Below are 22,914 nucleotides of genomic sequence, written 5' to 3'. Positions count from 1 at the left end.
ATATTATTTACAATATCATTTGTATTTAAAATATAAAATATTTTTATAATATAATTTTAAATTTTTTTTTTTTTTTTCATTACTGGAAATAGTATTACATCTTTAATTGTATTACTATTAGTTAATATCATTATTATACGATCTATACCTAACCCCAAACCAGCAGTTGGTGGCAAACCATACTCTAGTGCTTTAATATAATCTTTATCACTAAATATTATTGAATTACTATTATTTAAATTTTTCATTTGTTCTTTAAATCTTTTATTTTGATCATTTACATTATTTAATTCTGAAAATCCATTGCAAATTTCTAATCCTCCAATAAATAATTCAAATCTATCAGCTAAACTTGGATTTTTAGAATTTCTTTTAGATAAAGGAGAAACTTCAATAGGATATTCAGTAATAAATGTGGGTTGTATTAATTTAGGAATAATTATTATTTCAAATATCTTATTAATAAAATTGCCAATTTTATAATATTTTTTTGTTTTTATATTAATAGATTTCAAAAATTTTTTTAAATAAAAAATATTATAAATATATTTTATATTAATATAATAATAATATTTTTTAATTGAATTATACATTGTTATTTTTTTAAAAGGTTTGTTAAAATTGAATAAATAATTTTTATATAAAATTTTTTTTTTATATATAACATTTTTAATTATATTTTTAATTAAAGATTCAATAAATTTAATTAAAATTTTATAGTTTGAATATGCCATATAAACTTCCATCATTGTAAATTCGGGATTATGTCTAGAAGATATTCCTTCATTTCTAAAATTTTTATTTATTTCATAAACTCTTTCAAAACCTCCTATTACTAATCTTTTAAGATATAACTCTGGTGAAATACGTAAATACATTTTAATATTTAAAGAATTATGATAAGTTATAAATGGTTTAGCTGAAGCTCCTCCTGGAATAGTTTGTATCATTGGAGTCTCAACTTCTATAAATTTATTTATATTCATATAATTACGTATATAAAATATAATTTTAGATCGAATTTTAAAAATATTATTTGATTTATTATTAATTATTAAATCTAAGTAACGTTGACGATATCTTATTTCGTAATCTAAAATTTTATTAAATTTTTCTGGTAAAACTTTTTTTGTTTTTTTTAAAATATATAATTCGGAACATAAAATAGAAACTTCACCGGTTTTTGTTTTAAATAATAATCCTTTTGCACCTAAAATATCCCCTAAATTCCATTTTTTAAATTTTTTTTCATATATTGAATTTGATAATTTATTTTTAGTTATATATAATTGAATATAACCTCCCATATCTTTTAATTTTACGAATGCAATTGATCCAATTATTCTTTTGTTTATCATTCTTCCTGCTACACTTACATTTTTTTTTTTTTTTTTAATAATGTTATAATTATTATGAATTTGATTAGATATATTAATTCTTTTAAAAAAAAATTCTTTTTTTTTGTTTATTTGTTTTTTTTTAATATAAAATTTTTTAATTTTATAATTAATATTTAAATAATTTTTTTTATTAATCATTATTTATTTTAGTTTTTAAGTTATTTTTAATAAGTAAATCTAAATTACCGTTTAATATATATTTTATATCATTTATTTTTAAATTTGTTCTAATATCTTTAATAATAGAGTTATCTAAAATATATGATCTTACTTGATTACTCCAAGAAATATTTGATTTATTATCATTAATTTTTTTTTTTTTTTTTTTTTTTTAATATTTTCTATATTTAATAATTTTATATTTAATTGTTTAATTGCAGATAATTTATTAATATATTGTGAACGATTATTTTGACATTTCACAGTAATATTAGTTGGTAAATGTGTAATTCTTACTGCAGATTCAGTTTTATTTATGTGTTGCCCCCCTGAACCTGAAGCTTTATATAAATCTATACGTAAATCAGAAGTTTTAATACTACTACTACTACTACTACTACTACTACTACTACTACTACTACTACTACTACTACTACTACTACTACTACTACTATCAGGATATACAAATATGGAACTAAATGATGTATGTCTTTTTGTTTTATTTTTTAAAAAATTTTTTCTAACTAATCTATGAATTCCTGTTTCAGTTTTTAACCAACCATAAGCATAATTACCAATAATTTTAATAGTAATTGATTTAATACCAATATTACTTTTTTTTTTTTCTATGAATTGGATTTTAAAATTTTTTTTTTCAGCCCATTTTAAATACATTTTGAGTAAAATACTACACCAATTTTGCGATTCTATTCCTCCTGAACCTGATTTAATATTTAAATAGCAATTTAATTTATCTTTTTTTTCTGAAAATATATATTTGTCTTCTAAATATTTAATTATTTTTTTTAATTTTTTTAAATTTTTTATAATATAATTTAATGTTTCTTTATCTTTAGTTTGTTTAAATATTTCTAATAATTCAATATTATCATATATATTTTTTTGAAAAAAAAATATTTTCCTTAAATTTTTTTTAATTAAATAATCTTTTTCTTTAAATTTTAATAATAAATTATAATTATTTAATAATATAGAATTTTTAAATTTATTATTTATATTTATAATTTTTTTTTTTTTCTTTTTATAATTTATTTTTTTTTTAATATAAATAAAATTTTTTAAAATTTTTTGAATTTTATAATTTAATAAATTATTTTTATTCATATAGTTTTAAAATTAATATTTTATAAAATATTATGTTAAATATAATTTATTTAAAATAATTATTAATACTTGTTTTTAATTAATATTTTATTTAAAATATTTTTAATTTATTTAAATAAAAGAATATAATTATTTAATTTATATTTAAAAAATATAATAATTGTAATTATTTTAAAAGGAATTAAAATATGAAAAATATTGGTATATTAACTAGTGGTGGTGATTCACCTGGTATGAATTCTGCTATTAATGGTATATTAAATGTTGCTTATTTAAATAACTTTGTTGTTTATGGAATTTATAATGGTTATAAAGGTTTATTCGAAAATAATATTAAAAAAATATTTAATAATAATTTATTTAATTTTAATAACTTAGGTGGTACATATTTAGGTTCTTCAAGATTTGAAAAATTTAAAAAAAAAACCATAAGACTTAAAGCAATTAATAATCTTAAAAAGAATAATATTAATTCATTAATAATTATAGGTGGTAATGGTTCTTATATTGGCTCTAAATATTTAGTGCAAGAAGGTATTTCTTGTATAAATTTACCAGGTACAATTGATAATGATGTAGTATGTACTGATTATAGCATTGGTTATTTTACTGCTTTAGAAACAATAGTTGAATCAATAGATCGTATTCGAGATACTGCATTTTCACATCAAAGTATATTCATAATTGAAGTAATGGGTAGAAAATGCGGAGATTTAACTATTGCTAGTGCTATTGCTGGAAAATGTGAATTTTTAATTATACCCGGAATAAAATTTAATATTGATAATTTAATAAATGAAATAAAAAACAAAATCTCTAAAGGTATAAATAATGCGATTATAATTATCACTGAAAATATTTGTAATATTAAAAAATTTTCTGAATATATTAAAAAAAAAATTAATAAAGAAATACGAACTATAATTTTAGGTCATGTTCAAAGAGGAGGCAAGCCTATATCATATGATCGTATTTTAGGTTATCGTATGGGAACATATGCAATTAATTTGTTAATAAAAGGACATAAAAACGTATGTGTTGGTATTAAAAATAATAAATTTATATATAATGATATTTTAAAATTAATTTAAAATGTTTATTTTTAGTAATATTTTTTATTTAATTAATAATATTATGTTTTTATAAAATAATTTATAAATAAGATAATTATGAAAATAATAACTAGATTTGCACCAAGTCCAACAGGATATTTACATATTGGAGGAGCTCGTACAGCATTATATTCGTGGCTTTTTAGTCGTAGTAATAAAGGAATTTTTATATTAAGAATAGAAGATACTGATATTAATCGTTCTAATATTAAATCAGTTAATTCTATTATAGAAGGGTTAAAGTGGTTAAAGATTAATTGGGATAAAGGACCCTTTTTTCAAACTAATAATCTTTATAGATATAATAAAATTATAAATTTAATGTTAAATAATGGTAATGCATATAAATGTTATTGTTCAAAAAATCGCTTAAATTTATTGCGTAATTATCAAATTAAAAATAACATAAAACCTCGTTATGATAAATTTTGTATTAATTTTAAAAACAAAAATGAAAATAAAAAATATGTAATACGGTTTTTAAATCCTGAAAATGGTTATGTTATTTTTAATGATAAAATAAGAGGATTAATTAAAACAAATAACAATGAGTTAGATGATTTCATAATTTGTAGAGAAAATGGTATACCTACTTATAATTTTAGTTCAGTTATAGATGATTTAGATATGAATATTACACATATTATTAGAGGTTCAGAACATATTAATAATACCCCTAAACAAATTAATATTTTTAAAAGTTTAGGTTGTAAAATACCTAAATATGCTCATGTTTCTATAATTTTAGGAGATGATGGCAAAAAACTTTCTAAAAGATATTTTTCTAATAATATTAATGATTATAAATATAAAGGATATATACCTGAAGCTTTAATTAATTATATATTAAAATTAGGTTGGTCTTATAAAAATAAAGAAATATTTACAATTTCAGAAATGAAAAAATATTTTAATTTTAAAAATTTTGTTAAATCTTCTAGTATTTTTGATATTAAAAAATTAAATTGGATTAATCAATATTATCTTAACAATATGTCTATTAAAAAAATAAAATCTAATATTTTACCGTATATTAAAGAAAATAAATTAAATATTAGTAAAAAACCTAAAATTGAAAATGTTATTAAATTATTTAATAAACGTTGCAAAAATTTAGTTGAAATGTCTAAATTTTTTAAATATATATATAATATAGATATTATAATAAATTATAAAGTTATTAAATATATTTTAAAATTTAAAAATATTTTTAAAATATTAATAATTATTTATAATAAATTTAATAAAATTAAATTTTGGACATATAAAAATATTAATAATATAATTTTTGAAATTAAGAATGAATTTAATTTAAATATGTATAATGTATGTATGCCTTTACGTATTATTATTACAGGTAAAAAAAATACTCCAAATATAAATAATATTATTTATATAATAAAAAAAAAAAAAACTTTATATCGTATAAATAATTTAATTAATATATTATTTAATTTTAAATATTTTGATTAGTTTTAAAAAACAAATTATGATTTAAGATTTCTTTTTTATTGGCATATATTGTGTTGGTTAAATTTAATATTTTTTTATTTTTATATTTTTCTTCATTAAATTTTGTTTCTTTTTTTGGTTTTAAAATTTGTTGACCTCCAGTCATAAATAAATATACTTTTGTTAATAATTTAGCATCAACTAAAGCACTATGTAAAACACGTTTACTTTTATTAATTTCAAAACGTTTGCATAATGAATTTAAACTATTTTTTTTCCTAGGAAAAAGTTTTCGAGCTATAGATAAAGTATCAATTATATTACATAAATTTTCAATTTTTGGAAAGTTTTTATTAATTAAAGAAAATTCATAATTTATAAAATTTACATCAAACATTGCATTATGTGCTATTAAATCGGCATCTTTAATTAATTTTAAAAAATCATTTGAAATTTCTTTAAAATTTTTTTTATTTTTTAAAAATTCGTTATTAATTCCATGTATTTTAAATGCTTCAGTATCAATTAATCTATTTGGATTAAGGTATGTATGAAAAATTTTTCCTGTAAATTTACGATTTATTAATTCTATAGCTCCAATTTCTATAATTCGATGTCCTATATATGGCAAACCAAATTTATTTAAACCAGTTGTTTCAGTATCAAAAACTATTTGTCTTTGTTTTTTCATAATTTTATAATATGTTTTTTAATAAATTTAAAATATATATTTTAAAATATTTATTTAATAAAATATAAATATAATATAATAACAATTATATATAATTATATATAAAATAATTTTAAATTATTATATTTATTTATAAATTTTAATTATTTTTTTTAAATTTATTTTGTTTTAATGTAATTATTCTATTAAAAATTAAATTGTTTTTATAATTATAATTATTTAAATAGAAATATCCAATACGTTCAAATTGATATGTTTTTTTATTTTGAGAATAAAATAAACTAGGTTCAATATAGCTATTTTTAATAATTAAAGAAAACGGATTTATTATTGTAATTAAATTTTTATATTTTAAAGGATTTGGAGTTTTAAATAAATTATTATATAAATATATAAATACTAATATAGAATGTTTTTTTGAAACCCAATGAATAATATTTTTTAATTTATAATTATTTTTTTTTTGATTTGTAATATTTAAATAATAATTACAATATATTGTTTTTATAATACCACAAATATTTTTATTTATTTTTTTAGCTTTAATTATATAAGAATTTCTTAATTTTATTTTTTTTCCTAAAATTAAACGTTTATATTTTTTGTCGAATTTTTCTTTAAAATCATATTTGTCAATATAAATTTTACGACTAAATGGAACAATACGAAAACCTAGTTTTTTTTTTTTAGGATGAAGTTGTATTAATATCATTTCAGTTTGTATACCCATATTTTTAATAATAATTGTTAATGGATTTAATACTCCCATAACTCGTAAAGCATTTATATTTAAATCATTACGCACATAAGATTCTAACATCATAATATCAATTATGTTTTCTTTTTTACTTATTCCTATATTTTTGCAAAAAGATAAAATTGATTTGGCGGTATACCCCTTTTTTTTATATGCTGATAATGTTGGCATTCTTGGGTCATTCCATCCATTTACAATTTTGTTATTAACTAAAAAATTTAATTTTTTTTTAGATAATATTGAAAATGTTAAATTTAATTTTGAAAATTCATATTGACAAGGATTAAATGATATCGTTAAATTTTTTAATATCCAGTTATATAAAATTCGATTTTTTGTAAATTCTAATGTACATAATGAATGTGATATTTTTTCTATTGCATCAGATATACAATGTGAAAAATCATAAGTTGGATAAATACACCATTTTTTAATTGTTCGATAATGTGAAATATATTTAATTCTATATAAAATTGGATCTCTCATTATGATATTAGGTGAATACATATTAATTTTAGCACGTAAACACATAGTTCCTTCTGAAAAATACCCTTTTTTCATTTTTTTAAATATATTTAAATTTTTAATAACACTTTTATTTCTATAAGGACTGTTTTTTCCTAGATTAGTTAAATTTCCTTTATATTTTTTTATTTTTTTTTTAGATAATTTTTCAACATAAGCTAACTTTTTAATAATTAGTTCAATTGCATAATCATAAATTTGATTAAAATAGTTTGAAGTATAATAAATATTATTTACATTTATTCCTAACCATTTTATGTTTTGTTTAATAGATTTAATATATTTAATATTTTCATAAACTGGGTTAGTATCATCAAAACGTAAATTAAATATACCATTATAATGTTTAGATATATAATAATTTAAAAATAAAGATTTAACATGTCCTATATGTAAATAACCATTAGGTTCTGGAGGAAATCTTGTTTTAATTTTTTTATATTTTTTATAAAATAAATCTTTTTTAATAATATTAATTATAAAATTTTTTTTAAATATGTTTTTGTCCATTATTTTTTAATTTTCCCTTTAAATATATTTAAAGTAATTTATTTTAATAATTTAATTTAAAATCACTTGACATATATTTTAAAATAATTTAATTTAATAATTATATTTAAAATTACTTAATTTATATTTTAAAGTTATATGAAAAAAAAAAATAAATGGTTAAATAGAAATTTTAAAGATAAATATGTTTATTATGCTAAAAAAAAAAATTAAGATCTCGTGCATGGTTTAAACTTGATGAAATACAAAAAAATTATAAAATATTTAAAAAAAATACTATTGTTGTAGATTTAGGAGCTGCTCCTGGTAGTTGGTCAAAATATGCTAAAAGTAAAATAGGTAAAAATGGTATTGTTATTGCTTATGATATTAAAAAAATAAATCCTATTGAAAATGTTAAATTTTTTAAAGAAAATGTTTTAAATAAAAATTTTATTAGAAAAATAACTGATTATATTGGTTATAATAAAGTTGATGTTATTATGTCAGATCTTTCTCCAAATATAAGTGGAATTTCAATTATTGATATGCCTAAAGCAACAAAATTATTTAAATTAGTTATTAAAATTTGTGAAAATATATTAAAATTTAAAGGAATATGTATTATGAAAATATTTTATAATAGTGATTATAATTATTATATTAAATATATTTCTTTAATATTTAATAAAGTTAAAATTTTTAAACCTAATTCTTCATATTCAAATTCTAAAGAAGTATATATAATAGCTTTTAAATTTTTAAAAAAAATTTTAAAATAAAAGGATTAAAATGAATAAAATAATTAAAAAAATAATTTTGTATTTATTAATGTTTTTTTCTGTTTTTTTTTTTTTACAAAATTCTATTTATAAAACATATAATAATAATTCTATTGAATATTCTAAATTTATTTCAGATTTAACAAAAAATAAAATAAAAGAAGTTAAAATTAGCGACAAAAAAATTAATGTTATTAAAAAAAATGATGATACATATAATACTTATATTCCTATAAATGATCCTAAATTATTAGATACATTATTAATTAAAAATGTTAAAATTATAGGAAATGAAAGTAATACTCACAATGTACTTTTGACTATTTTTATATCTTGGGTGCCTGTATTATTATTAATTGGAATTTGGTTATTTTTTGTAAAACAAATTCAAAATAGTGGTAAAAATTTAATATCTTTTATTAAAAATAAAGCTAAATTATTAAAACCCAATCAAATTAAAATAACTTTTAAAGATGTTGCAGGTTATGAAGAAGTAAAAGAAGAATTAAGAGAAATTGTTGATTATTTTAAAAATCCAGAAGATTTTAAAAAAATAGGTAGTAAAATACCAAAAGGGGTATTAATGATTGGTCCTCCTGGTACTGGTAAAACATTATTCGCCAAAGCTATCGCTGGTGAATCAAAAGTATCGTTTTTTTCTGTTTCAGGATCAGATTTTGTTGAAATGTTTGTTGGTGTAGGTGCTTCTCGTGTTAGAAACATGTTTATTCAAGCTAAAAAAATTACACCTTGCATTATTTTTATTGATGAACTTGATGCTGTTGGTAGACAAAGAGGGTATGGTGTTAATGGAAATAACGATGAAAGAGAACAAACTTTAAATCAAATTTTAGTTGAAATGGATGGTTTTGAAGAAAATCCTGGTATTATTATAATAGCCGCAACAAATAGACCTGATATATTAGATAAAGCTTTATTAAGACCAGGTAGATTTGACAGAAAAGTGTATTTTGGATTACCTAATATAAAAGAACGAGAAGAAATTTTAAAAGTTCATATTAAAAATATAATATCAAAAGATATTAATTTATCTTTAATAGCTAGAGGAACACCAGGATTTTCGGGAGCTGATTTATCAAATTTAATAAATGAAGCTTCATTATTAGCTGTTCGAATTAATAAAAAAAAAGTAACAATGTTTGAGCTAGAAAAAGCAAGAGATAAAATTATATTAGGTGTTGAAAAAAAATCTTTAATATTATCAAATAAACAAAAAGAATTAATAGCATTTCACGAATCTGGTCATACTATTATAGGTAGTTTAATGTCAAATCATGATCCTATATATAAAGTTAGTATTATTCCAAGAGGTTATGCTTTAGGCATTACTTATTTTTTACCCAAAACTGATATTTTAAATGAAAATTTAAAAAGATTAGAAAATAAAATTTCTACTTTATATGGTGGTCGTATTGCTGAAGAAATAATATATGGTAAACATAATATATCAACTGGATCATATAATGATATTAAAAATGCAACTTTAATTGCGCGTGATATGGTTATTAAATGGGGTTTTTCAAATAAATTAGGTCCTATTTTATATAATAATAATAAAATTTTTATAGAAAATAAAAATAAAATAAATTATATTTCAGATGCTACATTATATATGATTGATCAAGAAATTAAAATGATAATAGAAAGTAATTATATTAAAACTAAAAATTTATTAATTAAAAATATAGATATTTTATATTCTATGAAAGAATCTTTAATTAAATATGAAACATTAAATTATAAACAAATTAAAAAAATAATGTGTAGGAAAAATATTTGTTAAAAATAAATATATTAAATATTTAAAAATAAATTTCGTTAGGATCAGTAAAATATTTTACTGATTCTAATTTAAAATATAATATTTTATAATATTTTTTGTAATTTTAAATTTTATTTTTTAAAATTAAGTAGTAATATTTTTATAAATAATATATTTTAAATATTTTAATTTTTTATATTGAATTATTTTATTTATATTTGATTATTTTTATTAATTTAGTTTTGTTTATTTTAAAGTTAAGTTTTATTGCATTTATATTTTTAATATTTTTAATATTTTAAATATAATTAAATTAAATAAATTTTAAATATTATTGTATTTAAATAAAAATAAATATTTATATTTTTATAATATATTTAATATTATTATTAAGTAAAATTTATATAATTAATATTTTAATTTGATTAAATTTAAATATTTTTATTATATATAAATCTAAATAAATAATATTTTATATTTATGTATTATATTTTATTTTTTTAAAAATAAATATATTATTTTAAAATAAATAATTTAATAAATATTTATGCGTCTGTAACTCAGTTGGTTAGAGTATCATTTTGACACAATGAAAGCCGGTGGTTCAATTCCATCCAGACGCATTAATAAATATATTTTTTTAAAAATTTATTTATTAAAATATTAAAATTTATAAAAATATTTTTTTAAAAATTTAGTTAAAATTAATATTTTATAAATAATTATAATTAAATTTAATAAATTAAAATGTTTATTAAAAAAAATAAAAAATTTATTATTAAAAAAAAAAAAGGTCAAAATTTTTTAAATAATTTATATATTATTCAAAAAATAATAAAATTAATTAAAATTAAAAATAATGATATATTAGTAGAAATTGGTTCTGGATTTGGTATAATTACTAAATTAATAATTTTAAATGTATATAAAATTATTTTAATAGAAATTGATATAGAATTAATTTTTTTTTTAAAAAATTTTTTACAATTTAAAAAAAAAAAAATTTTAATTTATAAAAAAAATATTTTAAAAATTAATTTATCAAATATTGCTAAAAAAGAAAAAAAACTATTAATTTTTTTTGGCAACATACCATATAATATATCAACAGATTTAATTTTTTATATTATAAAATATTTATATTATATAAAATATATATATATAGTATTACAAGAAGAATTTTCTAATAAAATTATATATATTGTTAATAAAAAAAAAAAAGGACGTTTAAATATTATTATTAAATATTATTTAAATATTCAACCTTTATTTAAAATATCTAAAAACGCTTTTATCCCTAAACCAAAAATAGAATCTATTTTTTTGATTTTAAAACCATGTAAAAAAAAATATTTTGTTAATAATATTAATAATTTAAAATTAATAGTAAAAGAATCTTTTAAACAATGTAGAAAAAAAATTAAAAATAATTTAAAAAATATATTTACAATAAAACAATTAGAATTAATTCAAATAAATCCTAATTATAGAGCTGAAAATATTTTATTATCTGAATTTTGTATAATGTCTAATTTAATTACAATTAATAATTTTTATAAAAATAAATATTTCAAAATATAATTTTGAATATTATTATAATAAAATATAAATAGTTTATGAAAATATATAATTATTTAGTAATAAATGGTTTTTTAAATATTAAAAAAAAAATATTAATAAATGGTTGGGTAAAAACTAAAAGAAAATCTAAAAATGGTTTATTATTTATTTCAATATATGACGGTTCATGTTTAAAAACATGTCAAATAGTTATATATAAAACACTTAAAAATTATAATGAAATTTTAAATTTAACAACTGGATGTTCTGTTGAAATTATTGGGTTATTAGTGTTTTCTTTAGGAAAAAAGCAAAATTATGAAATTAAAGCTGTTGAAGTAAATATTATTGGATGGGTTAAAAGACCAGATATATACCCTATATCATCAAAATATCATAGTAAAGAATATTTAAGAGAAATACCACATTTACGTCCTAGAACTAATTTAATTAGTGCAGTTACAAGAATAAGACATACAGTAGCACAAGCTATTCATAAATTTTTAAATATGAATGGGTTTTTTTGGATTTCAACTCCTTTAATTACATGTGTTGACTCTGAAGGGTTTAGTAAAATGTTTAAAGTTTCAACTTTTAATTTTAAAAAAATTCCATATAATATTAATAATATTAATTTTAAGAAAGATTTTTTTGGTAAAGAAACATTTTTAACAGTTTCCGGGCAATTAACAGGTGAGGCTTATGCATGTTCTTTATCTAAAATTTATACTTTTGGTCCAATATTTAGAGCAGAAAATTCTAATACAAGTAGACATTTATCAGAATTTTGGATGATTGAACCTGAAATTGCTTTTGGTACATTAGAAGATATAATTAATCTTTCAGAAAATATGTTAAAATATATATTTAAAATAGTTTTAAATAAAAGATTAGATGATTTATTTTTTATAAATAAAAAAAAAAATATAAATTATTTAATTAAATTTTTGTATTATAAATTTGAACAAATTAGTTATACTGAAGCAATTAAAATTTTACTTAAATCAAATAAAGAATTTAAAATTCCAGTAAAATGGGGTTCAGATATATCTTCTGAGCATGAACATTATTTGTGTGAAAATTATTTTAAAGGACCTGTTGTTATTAAAAAATATCCTAAAAATATTAAACCATTTTATATGAAAATAAATAAAAATTATAAAACTGTATCTAATATGGATATAATAGTTCCAGGTGTTGGTGAAATAATTGGTGGTTCTCAAAGAGAAGATATATTAAGTATTTTAGATAAAAGAATAAATGAAGTTAAATTAAATAAAAAAAAATATTGGTGGTATAGAGATATTCGTAAATATGGTACTATTCCTCATTCTGGTTTTGGATTGGGTTTTGAACGTATTTTAAATTATATAACTGGATTAAAAAATATTCGTGATGTTATACCTTATCCTAGATCTTCAAATATTATAGAATTTTAATTATTTAGAAATTATTAATATATTTATAAAATTACTTTATATTTAATAAATTAATTTTATATTATTTAATTTATAATTAATCAATAAATAATTTTCCATTTAAATGATCTATTTCATGTTGAATACATACTGATTTAATATTTCTGGTTTTAAATACAAAATAATTTCCATTTGTATTTAAAGCTGAAATTTTAATATAAGAATAACGTTTTAAAATTTTAAATATACCAGGAATAGATAAACACCCTTCTTTTATGAAAATTTCCCCCTCTTTATTTAAAATTTTAGGATTAATAAATATTAATTTTTTATTTTTTTTTTTAGATATATCAATTATAAATATTCTTTTATTTATACCAATTTGATTTGCTGCTAAACCTATACCATTTTTTTTATACATGATTTTAAACATATTATATATAATATTTTTAATTTTAAAATTTATTTTATTTATTTGAGTTGATTTTTTTCTTAATAATTTATTAGGATAATAAATTAGTTTTAATAATAACATTTTTAAAATTAACTTTAAATTTTTAATAAATATTTATTATATTTAATAAATTTTAAATTATTAATTTAAAATTTTATTTTATTATTTTGATAATACATATAAATAATAATATCTTCTATAGTTAATACAGTCATATTATATTTTTTAGCAAAATTTATTATTTCAATTATTTTAGACATACTTCCGTTTTTATTAGTTAATTCACAAATCACTCCAATTTTTTTAAAATTTGCAAGAGATAATAAATCAATTGCAGCTTCTGTATGTCCTTTACGTATTAATAATCCTCCAGGTTGAGCGCATAATGGGAATACATGACCTGGTTTATTTAAATCAATATTTTTGATGTTATTAGAAGCAATAGTATGTATTGTTTTAACACGATCGTTTGCTGAAACACCTGTAGTTACATTTTTTTTTGATTCTACACTTATAGTAAATGGTGTTTGAAATTTACTTGAATTATTATTAACCATTAATGGTAATGATAAATATTTTCTAAATTTTTCAGTAATACAAACACATACAATACCACTACCATAATTTATTGTTAAAGCCATTTGTTCAGTAGTAATATTTTCAGCACTAAAAATAATATCGCCTTCGTTTTCTCTGTTTTTATCATCTAATAATATTACACCCCTTTTTCTTTTTAATGCTTTTATAGCATTTTTAACGCGTTCAATCGGTGATCCAAATTTTATTAATATTTTTTTAATAATAACACCTCATTATGTTATTTAAAATATATTAAATAAATATATTATATTTTAAAATTAATATAGATTTTAAATTATTTAATAAATTGTATATATTATTATATATATATAAATTAAATAAAGATAAAATTATAATTTTAAAAATTATTTATAAATATTGTTTAATAAATTTATTATTTTCCTATACAAAATTTTGAAAAAATTTCATTTATAATATTTTTTTTAAATTTTTTACCAGTTATTTTATTTAATTCATTATTTGCTAATTTTAAATCTTCTGCTAGTAATTCTTTGTAAAAAACATTTTTTAATTTTATTTTGGATTTTAATAAATAATATTTTGCTTTTTTTAATAATTCTAAATGTCTTAAACGAGATAAAAATATTCCTTCTGTAAAATTATTATTTAAACTTATTTTTTTTTTTAAATATTTTTTTAACAAATCAATACCATTTAATTTAAGTAAAGATAAACAAATTAATGTATAATTTTTTAAAAAAAATATTCCAGGTAATTCTTTGGTTAAATCAATTTTATTTCTTATAACTGTAATTAATAAATTATGTGGAATTTTTTTAATAAAGTTATATTTTAAATTTAAAAAAGATTTTTTTTTTTTTGAATTTGTTAAAAATAGTAAATGATTTGCTTTTTTTATTTCATTTATTGTTTTTTTAATTCCAATTTTTTCTATTTTATTTTTAGTTTTACGTAATCCTGCAGTGTCAATAATGTTTAATTGAATATTATCAAATTGAATATATTTACTTAATATATCTCTAGTAGTACCTGATAATTTATTAATTATAGAAATTTCTTCATTACTTAAAATATTAATTAAACTTGATTTTCCTACGTTAGGTAAACCTAATATTATTACATTTATAGCTTCTTTAATAGTATTACTTGTATTTGTTTTGTTTAAAATACTATTAATAATATTAATAATATTATTTAAATATTTTTTAATTTTCTCTTTTTTAAATATATTATTATTATTATTATTATTATTATTATTTTCTGAAAAATTTATTTGCATTTCTAAATTTATTCTTAAATTATTAATTAATTTAATAAGATTATTAATTTTTATTGAAAAATTTCCTTTAAATGAAGATATTGCCAATTTTGTTGATAATATAGAATTAGCATTAATTAAATCTGAAATAGCTTCGGCTTGTATTAAATCAATTTTATTGTTTATAAACGCACGTTTTAAAAATTCTCCAGGTTTTGCTATTCTTATTTTATTTTTTTTTAAAATATTTTCAATTAATAAATTAATATTAATAAACCCTCCATGACCATGTAATTCTAAAACATCTTCTCCGGTAAAAGAATTAGGTTTAGGAAACCATAAAGCAATTCCTTTATCTAATATATTATTATTATAATCATAAAATGGTAAATAATTAGCATAACGTGGTTTTGGTATTTTTTTTAAAACAGAATAAGCTACTTTTTTAGCGTTTAACCCTGAAATTCTAATAATCCCAATACCACCTCTTCCTATTGGAGTTGCCTGAGCTATAATTGTGTCTTTATTATTCATATTTTAATTTTAAAATTAATTTATAAATATTTAAATTTTATAAATTTTTTTTTGTTGAAAAATAATAAAAATATTATTTACTATATAATAAATAATTAAACCAGAAGGGAACCAAAAGAAAAAAATGCTGTAAATAATAGGTATAAAATTTATAATTTTTATATTTGGTGTATTATTTATATTTATGGGTGATATTTTTTGTATATAATATATTGTTATACTTAATAATATTGGTAAAATATAATAAGGATCTTTATCAGAAAGATCATGTATCCAAAAAATAAATTTTGAATGTCTTAATTCAATAGATTCTATTAATATATTGTATAATGATAAAAATATCGGAGTTTGTATTAAAATAGGTATTAAACCTAATAAAGGATTAACTTTTTCAATTTTATATAATTTTAATATTTCTTCATTTAATTTTTCTTTATTATGTTTATTAATTTCTTTTATTTTTTTAATTTTAGGTTGTAATAAAATTATTTTTTTTAAATAAATATATTGAAATTTTGATATTGGATACATAATAAAACGTAAAAACAATGTTATTAATATTATTGAAAATCCCCAATTTCCAAAGAAAAAATGTATAAATTTTAGTATTTTAAATAAGGGTTTTGATATGAACCATAAAAATCCATAATCTATTGTTGAACTTAAATATGGTGATAATTTTTCCATATCACTTTGTAATTTAGGGCCAATCCATAAAGATATTTTAAAATTATGACTTTGAAATGGTTTGATAATTATTGGATTTGATTGAAATCCAATTGTACAAATATTGTTATTGGTTTTTTCTGAATAAAAAATGTTATTTGTTTTACTAATTGGAATTATTGCTGTTGTAAAATATTTTTGTAACATTGCAATCCAACCACTTTTAGTAGTTATATTTAAATTAATATTATCTTTAAAAGATATTTTTTTATATTTTTCAATATTTGATGAATATGCTATACCTCTAAAATTTTTGTTAATATCATTATTTTTTTTATTATTTATAGGTAGATTTATTGTTTGTTTAATTTGCCCGAATGAACTTAATTTAATTGGTGTTATATTATTATTAATAAAAGTATTAATTATTTTAATTACATAACTTTTATTTTTTAATATTAAAGTTTTAATAAAAATATTATTATTATCATCTTTGTAATACATAGGTATTGAAATATAATTTTTATTATTATTTATTGAATAATAATTTTTTTCTACTCTAAATTTAGGTAATATTATTTTATTTGTATTATTAAATAAATACTCTTTTTTAATTAAATTATTATTTATTTGATAAATAAAAGAATTTGTTGTTTTTAAAAGTTCAATTGGTTTAAGTGAACTTAAATTATTTTTATATTTGAGTAATTTAGCTTCTTCTATAATACCGCCATTAGTATTAATAATTAAATATAGTAAATCAGTTTTAATTTTTATTTTTTTATACTTTTTGGTTTTGTTTTTAATAATTTCGTTATAGTTTAAATTAATAGTATTACTTTTATTATTAATATTTTGATTTTTATTAAAATAATGTTTTGAATTTTTATTACTTTTAAATAATATAAATGTAAATAAAAAACTTAAAAATAAAATTATTAAAAAAAATTTACGTTTTATATTCAAAATTAATTTCTCAATATATATTTAAAATTTTGTAATATTAAAATATTATAAATTTAAATTTTTATAAATAAATCTAATTTTAATAAATTTAATAATATTTAAAATTCCAAATTTTTTCTAAATTAATAGTAAATTTATAATTATTTAATTCATGTAATTTATTTTTAGAAATAATAATATAATCTAATAATGGTAATAAATATTGATTATAACGAAAACTTTCTTTTGCAATACGTTTAAATCTATTTCTATCATGAGAATACTTAATATGTTTTTTGCTAATAATTAAACCTAATCTAGCATATTCTAAATTATTAGTATTTTTAATAACTGTAAAATATTTATTATTATATTTTATTGACTTTTTAAAATTAAATATTAAATTATTTATATTTAATAATTTTATTTTTTTTATATTATAAAAATTTATCATTTTAAATTATTTAAAAGAAATTAATTTTTTTCTACCTTTATTACGTCTTCTTAATAAAATTTTACGTCCATTCTTTTTTGACATTTTTATTCTAAATCCATGTTTTCTGTTTCTTTTTATAATAGATGGTTGAAAGGTATATTTCATTATTTATTTTTAAAAGTAAATTATTTTTTAAAATAATATTAAAATAATATATATTGTATTAATATTAATATTAATATTAATATTTAAAATTAGTTTTTAAAAATATTAAATAAATTATATTTTAAATATTAATTAAAATATATTATATAAAAAGGATTTTAAAATGAACAAAAATAAAAAAATAGTGATAATAGGTGGCGGTATTAGTGGTTTAGAGTTAATTAAGCTTTTAGGAAAAAAAATAGGATATAAAAATATAACACTTATAGATAAAAATTTATTTCATGTTTGGAAACCTATATTACATGAAATTGCATCAGGTTATTTAGACGCAAATATAAATACAATAAATTTTTTAGATCATGCTAAAGATAATAATTATAATTTTAAACTAGGAACTTTAATAAATATTAATAGATATAAAAAATTTATAACATATGAATATTTAAATAATTTAGAAAATAAAAAAAAAAAAATTAAGAAATTAAATTATAATATTCTTATTATTGCTATAGGAAGTATATCTAATGATTTTAATATACCAGGAATTAAAAAAAAATGTTTTTTTTTAGATAATATTAAACACGCAATGTTATTACATAAAAAATTATTTAATATTTTATTAACTTTTAATAATGATAAAATCTATGATATTAAAAATTTAATTAAAATAAATATAGTTATTATAGGTGGTGGTGCTACAGGTATAGAATTATCTGCTGAAATAGTAAATTTAATTAAAGAACTTAAAAAATATGGTTATAATTATTTTGATAATAAAAAAATAAACATTACAATTATTGAAGCTGGATCTAAAATTTTATCATTATTACCTAATAAAATTTCTATTTATGTATATAATATATTAAAAAAAATAAATATTAATATCTTAGTTAATACTTTAGTTACAAATATATATGAACATGGATTAAAAACTAAAACAAATTTTTATATTAATGCTGATTTAATAATTTGGACTGCTGGAATAAAAGTACCTGATTTTATTAAACATATAAAAGGATTAGAAATTAATAGTATTAATCAATTAATAATAAAATCTACTTTACAAACTACTTTAGATAATAATATTTTTGCTATAGGAGATTGTTCATCTTTAAAAATAAATAATAAATTTATTCCAGCATGTGCTCAATCTGCGCATCAAATGGTTAAAATATGTTGTAAAAATATTATATCTATTTTAAATAAAACATCAATGAGTGTTTTTAAGTATATTGATTATGGAACTTTAATATCATTGTCAGAATTTAATACAATAGGATATTTAGTTTTAAATATAATAAATAAAAAAATAATAATTAAAGGTAAATTAGCTCGTTTTTTATATATTACATTATATAAAATGCATCAAATTAAAATACAAGGATATAATAAAACATTTTTATTTTTAATAGTTAATATAATTAATAAATTTATTCGTCCAAAAATTAAAATAAAATAAAATAAATAAATTTTATTAATTGTTTTATTTAAAAATTCTTAAAATTAATAGAAGAACCACAATTACATGTTGTTTTTATATTTGAATTTTTGATAATAAATTTTGCTTCTTCTAAATAATAATAATAAAATAAATAACTTCCATTTAAATATTGAAAACTTATTGGATCAATAACTATTGTAATGTTTTTTTTAATAATACATATATCATTTTTTTTTTTAATATTTGTTAAAATAAAATTGTATTTTATTCCCCCACATCCTCCTCCTTTTATAAAAATTCTTAATTTTTTTTTATGTTTTGTAATTATAGAATTTATTTTATTAATAGCAGTTTTATTTATTTTAAAATTTAAAAATTTATTCATTTTATTATTTTTATTGAAATTGTTAATATTGTATTATTAAATAAAAATTATTAAAATATTAATATTTTTAAAAACTTATTAAATTTGCATCTGGAAGGATTTGAACCTCCGACCGCTCGGTTCGTAGCCAAGTACTCTATCCAACTGAGCTACAGATGCAACTACGGTGAGACGGGGATTCGAACCCCGGATACTTTTATAATGTATACTCCCTTAGCAGAGGAGCGCCTTCAACCTCTTGGCTATCTCACCATAGATATTTTTTTTAAAAAAAAAAATAAAATATAGTAATTTTAAAACTCTACAATATTTTATATTAATATTCTTTTAACATAATTCTATATGTTTATAAAATATACTTAATTATTAATTTTTATTTATATTATATCAATATCAATATCAGTATTAATATTAATTTTATAATTTACTTCTGAAAAATAAAACCCAAATAAACGTAAAAAATCTCTTTTACAATTAAAATAATCTGTTTTTTGTTTTAAATTATATGTATTAACATTTCTCCATATTTTTTTGCATTCTTTTTGTATATCTGTTCTTTTTTCCCATGTATCCATACGTATTCTATTATATTTATCGGTTTCATAATATTTATTATATAAACATGTTGACATTAAACGAAAAATTTGACTTATACAATCTTCATGTAAATTTTTTTTTTTCATTATTTTATAGAGAATTGAAATATATAAATTCATATATGGATTTAAATAAGTACTTTTAGTAATTGTTGGTTTTAAAATTACAACATTAACATTACCGTTTAATTTTCTTAAATTTTTATGGATATTTTTAGCTGAACGATCAAAATCATATTTAGCTAAACCTATTGTTCCATCTCTATATATTGGTGATATTATATCACTACTAATATAAGAATACGCTATTGTTAAAACACCATTTTCTAAAACATTTGATTCTTTTAATGCTGTCATCCATAATTCCCAATCTAAACCACCCATAACTGATAATGTATCTATTATTTCTTTTTTACTAGCAGGTTTTATTGTAGATTTTATTATTTTATTTTTATTTACATTAATGCTTTTATTTTTATATTTTTTATCGATTGGTTTTATTACAGCGTTAATTGTTTTGTTATTAATTGATTTACATGATTTTGAATATATAGAATAAATTACTAGATCGATTTTACCTAATTCTTTTTTAATTAATTTAATTACTTTATTTTTACATTCATTAGAAAAAGCGTCGCAATTTATATTTTTAGAATATAAACCTAAAATTTTTGAAAATTTATTTAAAGCTGCAATATTATACCAACCTTCATTTGAATAATTTTGAAAATAATTTTTTTCACCATGAAATACTCCTATAGTTTTTGCTTCAAAACCAAAAGTAGTTACTATATTTGATGCTAATCCAAAACCAGAAGACGATCCTATTATTAATACTTTTTTAGGTCCTTCTTTTAAAAAGAGATTTCTTTTTTTAACATAATAAATTTGGTTATATACATTGTATTCACATCCTATTGGATGTGAAGTAATACAAAAAGATTTTCTAAATCTAGGTTTTATTATCATATTATTAATTTTATAAATTTAAAAAATTGTTAAAATAAATATTTTAAAATAATTTATTAAATTAAAATATTTTATTTAATTTTATTATAATACAAATTAATATATTTACTAAATTTATTTTATTTTTATATTTAATTAATATTAAATAATCAATAAAAATAATTAAATAATAATTATTTTAAATAGTTGACTTTTTAAAATATATATTTATAATATTTAAAATGGGTGATTAGCTCAGATGGTAGAGCTTCTCCTTTACACGGAGATGGTCGAAGGTTCGATTCCTTCATCACTCAATATTTATATTTATATTTATATTTATATTTATATTTATATTTATATTTATATTTATATTTATATTTATATTTATATTTATAAATTATAAAATTATTAAATTTTAATTAATAATTTGTTTTTATAAATTTAACTTTAAAATAATTTATTTTAAGTGATTAAGGAAATATTTTTAAATGGCAAAAATGAGAGGTCAAGTAAAGTGGTTTAATGAATCAAAAGGTTTTGGATTTATTACACCTTCTGATGGAAGTAAAGATGTTTTTGTTCATTTTTCTGCTATACAAGGTAGTGGCTTTAAAACACTTGCTGAAGGACAAAATATTGAATTTGAAATTCAAGAAGGACAAAAAGGCCCTTCTGCAATTAACGTTACAACATTATAAAATATAATTTTAAATAAAGCCCGTTATTACGGGCTTTATTTTAAATTATATTTTATATTCTTTATATAAAATATGTTTTCTAATTATAGGATCATATTTTTTATATTTTTTTTTTTTTTTTTTTTTATTTTTAGTAATAGTATAAAAATGACCTGTTCCATAAGAGGATAATAATTTTATTTTCTCTCTAATACTTTTAGCCATATATTATTCCTAATATTTTTTATTTTTATTTTTTATTTTTTATTTTTTATTTTATAAAAAAATTTAACCCTTTTTTATTAATCATTTTTAACCCCTTTTTAGATATTTTTAAAATTAAATATTTTTTTTTTATATTATCCCAAAATTTATGATTATGTAAATTTAAGTAAAATTTTTTTTTCGTTGCGTTCATTGAATGAGATCTATTATTTCCTGTCATAGGTTTTTTTTTAGTTATTTGACATACTCTAGACATTTAAAACTCAATAAATAATAAATTATATAGTTAATTTTAATATTTATTAATATAATTTATTAATAAATATTTATTATAATAAAATATTATTTAAAATTATATTTAATA

The 22,914-nt window shown here is 16.9% G+C and carries 21 protein-coding genes, 4 tRNA genes and 1 pseudogene; 10 read left to right on the top strand and 16 right to left on the bottom strand.

Annotation, left to right across the window (positions count from 1 at the left end; translation table 11 throughout):
- Window positions 1-56: 56 nt before the first annotated feature.
- Both lysS and MEJ61_RS00235 read right to left on the bottom strand, forming a co-directional pair.
- Window positions 57-1,538 (bottom strand): lysine--tRNA ligase, encoded by a 1,482-nt coding sequence (gene lysS / locus MEJ61_RS00240; protein ID WP_459563301.1) that lies wholly within the window; start codon window positions 1,536-1,538, stop codon window positions 57-59.
- Window positions 1,531-2,684 (bottom strand): PCRF domain-containing protein gene (locus tag MEJ61_RS00235; RefSeq protein ID WP_459563421.1). Its coding sequence is split into 2 segments (ribosomal slippage): window positions 1,531-1,724 and window positions 1,724-2,684, totalling 1,155 coding nucleotides; the frame shifts between segments, so codons are not numbered across the junction. The genes lysS and MEJ61_RS00235 overlap by 8 nt, the downstream gene beginning before the upstream one ends.
- Window positions 2,685-2,872: 188 nt before the next feature.
- Here MEJ61_RS00235 and MEJ61_RS00230 point away from each other — a divergent pair.
- Window positions 2,873-3,775 carry an ATP-dependent 6-phosphofructokinase gene (locus MEJ61_RS00230; protein ID WP_459563299.1) on the top strand — a complete coding sequence of 301 codons (903 nt, stop codon included), beginning with the start codon at window positions 2,873-2,875 and terminating at the stop codon, window positions 3,773-3,775.
- A gap of 78 nt (window positions 3,776-3,853) precedes the next feature.
- Window positions 3,854-5,269, top strand: a complete 1,416-nt coding sequence (gene gltX, locus MEJ61_RS00225; RefSeq protein ID WP_459563298.1) for a glutamate--tRNA ligase — start codon at window positions 3,854-3,856, stop codon at window positions 5,267-5,269.
- On the opposite strand, the gene dnaQ is transcribed toward gltX, so the two are convergent.
- Window positions 5,253-5,939 (bottom strand): DNA polymerase III subunit epsilon, encoded by a 687-nt coding sequence (gene dnaQ, locus MEJ61_RS00220; RefSeq protein ID WP_459563297.1) that lies wholly within the window; start codon window positions 5,937-5,939, stop codon window positions 5,253-5,255. The genes gltX and dnaQ overlap by 17 nt on opposite strands.
- A gap of 139 nt (window positions 5,940-6,078) precedes the next feature.
- Entirely contained in the window at window positions 6,079-7,731 is a 1,653-nt protein-coding gene (gene glnS / locus MEJ61_RS00215) for a glutamine--tRNA ligase (protein ID WP_459563420.1), read from the bottom strand.
- A 224-nt stretch (window positions 7,732-7,955) separates the two neighbouring features.
- Between glnS and MEJ61_RS00210 the strand changes: the two are divergent.
- The 5 genes and pseudogenes from MEJ61_RS00210 to asnS form a co-directional block, all read left to right on the top strand.
- Window positions 7,956-8,492 (top strand): annotated as a pseudogene (locus tag MEJ61_RS00210) (SAM-dependent methyltransferase); the annotation flags it as partial.
- 10 nt (window positions 8,493-8,502) lie between these two features.
- Complete coding sequence (gene ftsH / locus MEJ61_RS00205) at window positions 8,503-10,296, top strand: ATP-dependent zinc metalloprotease FtsH (RefSeq protein WP_459563296.1); 1,794 nt, start codon at window positions 8,503-8,505, stop codon at window positions 10,294-10,296.
- 528 nt (window positions 10,297-10,824) lie between these two features.
- A tRNA-Val gene (locus MEJ61_RS00200) sits at window positions 10,825-10,898 on the top strand.
- Window positions 10,899-11,022: 124 nt separating this feature from the next.
- A complete protein-coding gene (gene rsmA / locus MEJ61_RS00195) occupies window positions 11,023-11,856 on the top strand; it encodes a 16S rRNA (adenine(1518)-N(6)/adenine(1519)-N(6))-dimethyltransferase RsmA (protein WP_459563419.1) in 834 nt (277 codons plus the stop codon).
- Window positions 11,857-11,891: 35 nt separating this feature from the next.
- Window positions 11,892-13,274 carry an asparagine--tRNA ligase gene (gene asnS, locus MEJ61_RS00190; RefSeq protein WP_459563293.1) on the top strand — a complete coding sequence of 461 codons (1,383 nt, stop codon included), beginning with the start codon at window positions 11,892-11,894 and terminating at the stop codon, window positions 13,272-13,274.
- Window positions 13,275-13,350: 76 nt separating this feature from the next.
- On the opposite strand, the gene def is transcribed toward asnS, so the two are convergent.
- The 6 genes from def to rpmH all read right to left on the bottom strand — a co-directional run bounded on the left by def (window position 13,351) and on the right by rpmH (window position 18,272).
- On the bottom strand, window positions 13,351-13,788 hold the full coding sequence (def, locus tag MEJ61_RS00185; RefSeq protein ID WP_459563292.1) for a peptide deformylase: 438 nt from the start codon (window positions 13,786-13,788) through the stop codon (window positions 13,351-13,353).
- Window positions 13,789-13,853: 65 nt separating this feature from the next.
- On the bottom strand, window positions 13,854-14,510 hold the full coding sequence (gene ribB, locus MEJ61_RS00180; protein WP_459563370.1) for a 3,4-dihydroxy-2-butanone-4-phosphate synthase: 657 nt from the start codon (window positions 14,508-14,510) through the stop codon (window positions 13,854-13,856).
- Window positions 14,511-14,680: 170 nt separating this feature from the next.
- On the bottom strand, window positions 14,681-16,060 hold the full coding sequence (gene mnmE / locus MEJ61_RS00175; RefSeq protein ID WP_459563291.1) for a tRNA uridine-5-carboxymethylaminomethyl(34) synthesis GTPase MnmE: 1,380 nt from the start codon (window positions 16,058-16,060) through the stop codon (window positions 14,681-14,683).
- Between the two features lie 30 nt (window positions 16,061-16,090).
- The gene (yidC, locus tag MEJ61_RS00170; protein WP_459563418.1) at window positions 16,091-17,692 is read right to left on the bottom strand and encodes a membrane protein insertase YidC; all 1,602 of its coding nucleotides are present in this window, start codon (window positions 17,690-17,692) and stop codon (window positions 16,091-16,093) included.
- Between the two features lie 88 nt (window positions 17,693-17,780).
- On the bottom strand, window positions 17,781-18,125 hold the full coding sequence (gene rnpA / locus MEJ61_RS00165) for a ribonuclease P protein component (RefSeq protein ID WP_459563289.1): 345 nt from the start codon (window positions 18,123-18,125) through the stop codon (window positions 17,781-17,783).
- A 6-nt stretch (window positions 18,126-18,131) separates the two neighbouring features.
- A complete protein-coding gene (gene rpmH, locus MEJ61_RS00160; protein WP_459563288.1) occupies window positions 18,132-18,272 on the bottom strand; it encodes a 50S ribosomal protein L34 in 141 nt (46 codons plus the stop codon).
- 163 nt (window positions 18,273-18,435) lie between these two features.
- Between rpmH and MEJ61_RS00155 the strand changes: the two genes are divergently transcribed.
- Window positions 18,436-19,734, top strand: a complete 1,299-nt coding sequence (locus MEJ61_RS00155; protein ID WP_459563417.1) for an NAD(P)/FAD-dependent oxidoreductase — start codon at window positions 18,436-18,438, stop codon at window positions 19,732-19,734.
- 28 nt (window positions 19,735-19,762) lie between these two features.
- On the opposite strand, the gene MEJ61_RS00150 is transcribed toward MEJ61_RS00155, so the two are convergent.
- From MEJ61_RS00150 to fabV, 4 genes are all read right to left on the bottom strand, one after another.
- Entirely contained in the window at window positions 19,763-20,101 is a 339-nt protein-coding gene (locus MEJ61_RS00150; RefSeq protein WP_459563286.1) for an iron-sulfur cluster assembly accessory protein, read from the bottom strand.
- Between the two features lie 85 nt (window positions 20,102-20,186).
- Window positions 20,187-20,260, bottom strand: a tRNA-Arg gene (locus MEJ61_RS00145).
- Window positions 20,261-20,265: 5 nt separating this feature from the next.
- Window positions 20,266-20,353 (bottom strand) — tRNA-Ser (locus tag MEJ61_RS00140).
- 125 nt (window positions 20,354-20,478) lie between these two features.
- The gene (gene fabV / locus MEJ61_RS00135; RefSeq protein WP_459563285.1) at window positions 20,479-21,666 is read right to left on the bottom strand and encodes an enoyl-ACP reductase FabV; all 1,188 of its coding nucleotides are present in this window, start codon (window positions 21,664-21,666) and stop codon (window positions 20,479-20,481) included.
- A 223-nt stretch (window positions 21,667-21,889) separates the two neighbouring features.
- Between fabV and MEJ61_RS00130 the strand changes: the two genes are divergently transcribed.
- Together MEJ61_RS00130 and cspE are read left to right on the top strand one after the other, a co-directional pair.
- Window positions 21,890-21,962: transfer RNA gene (locus tag MEJ61_RS00130), tRNA-Val, on the top strand.
- Between the two features lie 174 nt (window positions 21,963-22,136).
- A complete protein-coding gene (gene cspE / locus MEJ61_RS00125; protein WP_459563284.1) occupies window positions 22,137-22,346 on the top strand; it encodes a transcription antiterminator/RNA stability regulator CspE in 210 nt (69 codons plus the stop codon).
- A 45-nt stretch (window positions 22,347-22,391) separates the two neighbouring features.
- On the opposite strand, the gene rpmG is transcribed toward cspE, so the two are convergent.
- Entirely contained in the window at window positions 22,392-22,550 is a 159-nt protein-coding gene (gene rpmG / locus MEJ61_RS00120) for a 50S ribosomal protein L33 (RefSeq protein WP_459563416.1), read from the bottom strand.
- Between the two features lie 46 nt (window positions 22,551-22,596).
- A complete protein-coding gene (rpmB, locus tag MEJ61_RS00115; RefSeq protein ID WP_459563282.1) occupies window positions 22,597-22,806 on the bottom strand; it encodes a 50S ribosomal protein L28 in 210 nt (69 codons plus the stop codon).
- Window positions 22,807-22,914 lie beyond the last annotated feature (108 nt).

Origin of the sequence: Candidatus Psyllophila symbiotica (assembly GCF_029910555.1) — a bacterium.
Taxonomy (GTDB): Bacteria; Pseudomonadota; Gammaproteobacteria; order Enterobacterales; family Enterobacteriaceae_A.
Note: the sequence above shows the minus strand (reverse complement) of the source record. Positions and strands in the feature narration are given on the sequence as shown.

What these genes read in the sequence shown, in the direction of transcription:
- lysS (WP_459563301.1), bottom strand. Translation starts at nt 1,538, where the DNA reads ATGATTAATAAAAAAAATTATTTAAATATTAATTATAAAATTAAAAAA.
- MEJ61_RS00230 (WP_459563299.1), top strand. Translation starts at nt 2,873, where the DNA reads ATGAAAAATATTGGTATATTAACTAGTGGTGGTGATTCACCTGGTATG.
- gltX (WP_459563298.1), top strand. Translation starts at nt 3,854, where the DNA reads ATGAAAATAATAACTAGATTTGCACCAAGTCCAACAGGATATTTACAT.
- dnaQ (WP_459563297.1), bottom strand. Translation starts at nt 5,939, where the DNA reads ATGAAAAAACAAAGACAAATAGTTTTTGATACTGAAACAACTGGTTTA.
- glnS (WP_459563420.1), bottom strand. Translation starts at nt 7,731, where the DNA reads ATGGACAAAAACATATTTAAAAAAAATTTTATAATTAATATTATTAAA.
- ftsH (WP_459563296.1), top strand. Translation starts at nt 8,503, where the DNA reads ATGAATAAAATAATTAAAAAAATAATTTTGTATTTATTAATGTTTTTT.
- rsmA (WP_459563419.1), top strand. Translation starts at nt 11,023, where the DNA reads ATGTTTATTAAAAAAAATAAAAAATTTATTATTAAAAAAAAAAAAGGT.
- asnS (WP_459563293.1), top strand. Translation starts at nt 11,892, where the DNA reads ATGAAAATATATAATTATTTAGTAATAAATGGTTTTTTAAATATTAAA.
- def (WP_459563292.1), bottom strand. Translation starts at nt 13,788, where the DNA reads ATGTTATTATTAAAACTAATTTATTATCCTAATAAATTATTAAGAAAA.
- mnmE (WP_459563291.1), bottom strand. Translation starts at nt 16,060, where the DNA reads ATGAATAATAAAGACACAATTATAGCTCAGGCAACTCCAATAGGAAGA.
- rnpA (WP_459563289.1), bottom strand. Translation starts at nt 18,125, where the DNA reads ATGATAAATTTTTATAATATAAAAAAAATAAAATTATTAAATATAAAT.
- rpmH (WP_459563288.1), bottom strand. Translation starts at nt 18,272, where the DNA reads ATGAAATATACCTTTCAACCATCTATTATAAAAAGAAACAGAAAACAT.
- MEJ61_RS00155 (WP_459563417.1), top strand. Translation starts at nt 18,436, where the DNA reads ATGAACAAAAATAAAAAAATAGTGATAATAGGTGGCGGTATTAGTGGT.
- MEJ61_RS00150 (WP_459563286.1), bottom strand. Translation starts at nt 20,101, where the DNA reads ATGAATAAATTTTTAAATTTTAAAATAAATAAAACTGCTATTAATAAA.
- fabV (WP_459563285.1), bottom strand. Translation starts at nt 21,666, where the DNA reads ATGATAATAAAACCTAGATTTAGAAAATCTTTTTGTATTACTTCACAT.
- cspE (WP_459563284.1), top strand. Translation starts at nt 22,137, where the DNA reads ATGGCAAAAATGAGAGGTCAAGTAAAGTGGTTTAATGAATCAAAAGGT.
- rpmG (WP_459563416.1), bottom strand. Translation starts at nt 22,550, where the DNA reads ATGGCTAAAAGTATTAGAGAGAAAATAAAATTATTATCCTCTTATGGA.
- rpmB (WP_459563282.1), bottom strand. Translation starts at nt 22,806, where the DNA reads ATGTCTAGAGTATGTCAAATAACTAAAAAAAAACCTATGACAGGAAAT.